Genomic DNA, 4,404 nt, shown 5'->3' with positions numbered 1-4,404 from the left:
GCGGATCGGCGATGCAATGTCCGCTGGCGACAATCCAGCGGTCGCGACCTGATATAATAGAGGCTGGGACAAAGGATAGTTGTGGCGGTCGACAACGGTCACATCGAAGCCTGATCCGCCCAACTGCTTTGCGGCGGCAAGCCCCGCAAAGCCCGCGCCGACGATTACGACACGCTGTGTTGATGGTTTGTCGAGTTGAGGACTACGCACACTTAGGGCTCCTTTTGCCTACACGCGTCTCCCCAACTACGCGGCAATGTGCCCTGACGTTACAAACGCGCAGACTTGTGATGCGATTCGACCCGGAGGAAGCCGCCGCCAAATAGCTGACTTGTTGGATTCAACGCGCTGCGCGCTGGCATCTCGCTTGTCGCGCCGCGGCTTCGACAGTCGAAATCACGTCAGCGAGACACCAAGCTCAATGATCTCGGTGTCGCGGACTGGAGCCTATATCGAGAAGCTCGATCGCGGGACGCACGACGCCTTCCAGCAAAATCCGATCCGGACGGACTCGGGCCAGAACGCGAACCCCGAGCAACACACCCAAAAGGTGCCGGCCCAGTTCTTCCGCCGACATCGTCGACGTGATGGCGCCCTGCTCCTGGCCCTTCTGAACGCAATCGCGGAAGAAAAGCTCGATACGCGTCATGACCTCCGCGACAATACGCTGGAATTCGTCATCATGGGGTGCGACGTCCAGCGCTGCGTTGACAAGCATGCATCCTTTTCGGGAACGATCCTCGACCGATCGCGACACGATATCGTCGAAAAAGGCGACGATCGCCTCGAGCGGAGGGAGCTCCTCGCAGCGCGCAAGACGGGCTGCAACGCTCCCCTCGACGTAGCGATCAAGCGCGCGCTGATAGATTGCCCGCTTGTCGCCGAAGGCATTGTACAGACTTGCTCCAGTGATCCCCGTTTTGTCGACGAGATCCCGCATCGACGTGGCCTCGTAGCCCCGGTTCCAGAAACACTCCATGGCGGCGTCGAGCACGACACCCTCTTCGAATTCGCGCGGCCTAGCCATTCTTCGTCCGTCCGGACCCCTCTGCAGAATTTACCCTGGCATGAATGTAACGAGATTGCATTCTAGAACGAACGTAATAAAACTCAATGCCGACAGTTTTCGCCGAAACGCTGAACCCAGGGGGAAAGCCACATGGGACTGAAACAAGAGCTCGACGCCTTTAAAGCCCAGTTTGTGCAAACGGCTCCGGCGGGTCGCTTCGCATTGTACACCGCCAAGATCGAAGAGCTTCGGCAAAGCTTCGCCCGCGACAATGCAATCACCGAAGGAGACATTGCTCCGGACTTTTCACTGCCGGATGCGAAAGGTGGCTCTGTGACCCTTTCGGCACTCCTGGCACAGGGCCCGACCGTGATCACCTTCTATCGTGGCGGCTGGTGTCCGTATTGCAATATTCAGCTGCGAGCCTATCAGGCCATCCTGCCGCAGATCGCAGCCGCGGGGGCAAGCCTCGTCGCGATTTCTCCTCAGGCGCCCGACCGAACCTTGTCGACAGCGGAGACGAACGCCCTCACCTTCCATGTCCTCAGTGATCTGGAAAACCGGGTGGCCCGCAGCTTCGGTCTTGTCTATTCGCTGCCCGAAGAAATCCGTGCGGCACTGCGCTCCGTCAACAAGGCGCTTCCCGAGATTAACGGCGACGATAGTTGGGAGCTTCCAGTTCCATCGACCTACGTCGTGACCGGCAACGGCCGCGTCACACTCGCCCATATCGACGTCGACTACACCCAACGCCTCGAGCCCGAGGAGATTCTCGCCGCTTTGCGCTCTCGCAAGGCGGCATGAGTCATGGCGAACTGTGAGGTATCGGTCAGGGACGTGCCAACCGAAAGTGCCTCCGTCCACTCGGCCGGACCCACGCGCGTTACCGGTTATGCTTGGGCGGGCCTTTCGGTGATTATTTTCTCCGGCTGGTTCGTGGCCACGCGCTTCAGCGTTACACGCGAACTCCGGATTTGGGATATCACGGCTTTGCGCTTCGGCATCGGAGCGCTTCTTCTTGCTCCGACGATCATGCGCGGATCGTCGCGGCTCCCTTGGGCGGCATGGAGACAGGGGTTCGTCTTTGCTATGCTCTGGGGCGTCCCTTTTGTCCTGCTCGTCGCGCTTGGACTAAGGCTTACGTCGGCCGCGGAGGCGGCTTCGATTGCGCCGACAATCATGCCGGTTTTCGCAGGTGTCTTCGCCTTCGTATTCATGCGGCAATCGCAAGGCCCCATGCGATGGATAGGGTATGCCGCGATCCTTGCGGGATTGGCATGCCTGCTTTCCGCCGCGGCGCTCAATCGCGGCGCGCCGGATCCAGTGGGAGTGGCGGCACTCGTCGGCGCCGGCGGCTTGTGGGCCGCCTATACGCTGATATTTCGCGCAAGCGGCCTCACTGCAACGCAGGCGGCCGCCCTGATCTGCATTTGGTCAGCAGCTCTCTTTCTACCGGTCTATCTGTTTTTCGGGCTTAGCCGCTTCGCCCTCGCCTCCTGGTCCGAGCTTCTGCTGCAGATCATCTACCAAGGCGTGCTGATGAGCGGTGTCGCGATATTCTCGTTCAATCGCGCCGTCTCGCAGCTGGGGCCTTCGGCAGCAACTGCCATCATCGCGCTGCTGCCCGCCGTCGTAGCGATGCTTGCGATTCCAGTTCTCGCTGAGACACCCACTCTCGCCGAAGGGCTATCGATCGCCGTCATCGTCATCGGGGTGCTGCTTGCCTCCAGGCCTGCTCCATCGCCCGTGCATTCATCCGTCCAAACCTAAAGGAGAGACTCATGATCCGCTTCTATTTCCACCCGACGCCCAACCCCGCGAAGGTTGCGCTGTTTCTTGAGGAGGCTGGTCTTCCCTATGAGGCTGTCCCCGTCGACACCAGCAAGGGCGAACAGCACTCGCCGTCGTTCCGCGCCATCAATCCCAACGGCAAGGTGCCGGCAATCATCGACACCGAGGGCCCCGGCGGCAAAGAGGCTCGCGTGTTCGACTCGACCGCGATCCTGATCTACCTCGCGGAAAAGACCGGGAAATTTCTCGGCAAACCGGAGGATCGTCCCGAACTCCTGTCGTGGTCGCTCTTTTTGGCGTCGGGCCTCGGCCCGTTCTCAGGCCAGGCCGTCCATTTCCAATTCGCCGCCCCCGAAGGATTAGACTACGCCGTCAATCGCTATCGCAGGGAGGCCGAGCGGCACTATCAGGTGCTGAACGACCACCTCGAAGGCAGGACCTATATCGTCGGCGACGATTACACGATTGCAGACATCTCGGCCTGGGGCTGGTTGGACCGTGCCTCTCGGGTGCTCAAAGGAGCGGAAGATCCTCTTGGTCCCTATCCCAATCTCAAGCGGCTGTTTCAAACAGTAGACGCTCGCCCTGCAGTCGCACGGGCACGCGCAGTCGGTAAGAACCATACATTCAAGACGGTGAATGATGACGAGACCAAGCGCTCGCTCTTCCCGTCGAACTATCCGCCGGCAGCGTGAGCGGACCGAAGACGTTGCGGAGAACAAGATGACGAGCTCCTCTGACTATACACCGCCGAAGATTTGGACGTGGACCAAGCCCAGCGGTGGCGCGTTCGCCAACATCAACCGGCCCATCTCGGGCGCCACTCACGACAAGGATCTGCCGATCGGCAAACATCCGCTGCAGCTCTATTCGCTGGGCACGCCGAACGGCGTTAAAATCACCATCATGCTGGAGGAACTGCTCGCGCTTGGTCACTCTGGCGCAGAGTATGATGCATGGCTCATCAAGATCAGCGAAGGCGATCAGTTTGGAAGCGGCTTCGTTGCCGTCAATCCGAACTCGAAGATCCCTGCCCTGATCGACCGCAGTGGCGCGGCCCCGATCCGTGTCTTCGAGTCGGGTTCGATCCTGCTTTATCTGGCCGAGAAGTTCGATGCGTTCCTGCCGAAGGATCTGCCCACGCGTACCGAAACGCTGAACTGGCTATTCTGGCAAATGGGAAGCGCGCCGTATCTTGGCGGCGGTTTTGGCCACTTCTACGCCTATGCTCCCAGCAAGATCGAATACGCCATCGACCGCTTCGCCATGGAGGTGAAGCGCCAACTCGACGTTCTCGACAGGCGCCTCGCTGACAGCGATTACCTCGCCGGCCAGGAATACACGATCGCAGATATCGCGGTGTTTCCCTGGTATGGCGGGCTCGCAAAAGGCTGGCAGTATGGCGCAGCCGAGTTTCTCTCAGTGCAAGACTACAAGCATGTGCAACGCTGGGCGGACGCCATCCTGGCGCGGCCGGCTGTGAAACGCGGTCGAATGGTCAACCGCATGGCAGGTGCACCGTCGGAACAGCTTCGTGAACGCCACGACGCCGCCGATTTCGACACGAGGACCCAGGACAAGATCGAAGAGGTGAAACAATGAAC

The 4,404-nt window shown here is 60.1% G+C and carries 6 protein-coding genes; 4 read left to right on the top strand and 2 right to left on the bottom strand.

Annotation, left to right across the window (positions count from 1 at the left end; all coding sequences use genetic code 11):
* A partial coding sequence (locus AB7F49_RS38455) for an FAD-dependent oxidoreductase (protein ID WP_428532996.1) occupies positions 1-210 on the bottom strand: 210 nt, incomplete at its 3' end.
* Positions 211-418: 208 nt separating this feature from the next.
* Complete coding sequence (locus AB7F49_RS38450; protein ID WP_061979845.1) at positions 419-1,027, bottom strand: TetR/AcrR family transcriptional regulator; 609 nt, start codon at positions 1,025-1,027, stop codon at positions 419-421.
* 132 nt (positions 1,028-1,159) lie between these two features.
* On the opposite strand from AB7F49_RS38450, the gene AB7F49_RS38445 reads away from it, so the two are divergent.
* The 4 genes from AB7F49_RS38445 to yghU are packed head-to-tail and all read left to right on the top strand — an operon-like array spanning position 1,160 to position 4,402.
* Positions 1,160-1,813, top strand: a complete 654-nt coding sequence (locus AB7F49_RS38445; RefSeq protein ID WP_061979846.1) for a peroxiredoxin-like family protein — start codon at positions 1,160-1,162, stop codon at positions 1,811-1,813.
* 3 nt (positions 1,814-1,816) lie between these two features.
* Positions 1,817-2,779, top strand: coding sequence for a DMT family transporter (locus AB7F49_RS38440; protein WP_061979847.1), 963 nt, complete (start codon positions 1,817-1,819; stop codon positions 2,777-2,779).
* Between the two features lie 11 nt (positions 2,780-2,790).
* Entirely contained in the window at positions 2,791-3,495 is a 705-nt protein-coding gene (locus tag AB7F49_RS38435; protein WP_061979848.1) for a glutathione S-transferase family protein, read from the top strand.
* A 28-nt stretch (positions 3,496-3,523) separates the two neighbouring features.
* Positions 3,524-4,402 (top strand): glutathione-dependent disulfide-bond oxidoreductase, encoded by an 879-nt coding sequence (gene yghU / locus AB7F49_RS38430; RefSeq protein WP_061979849.1) that lies wholly within the window; start codon positions 3,524-3,526, stop codon positions 4,400-4,402.
* Positions 4,403-4,404 lie beyond the last annotated feature (2 nt).

The organism is Pseudorhodoplanes sp. (assembly GCF_050250235.1).
Taxonomy (GTDB): Bacteria; Pseudomonadota; Alphaproteobacteria; order Rhizobiales; family Xanthobacteraceae; genus Pseudorhodoplanes.
This window is presented reverse-complemented; position numbering and strand designations above follow the sequence as displayed.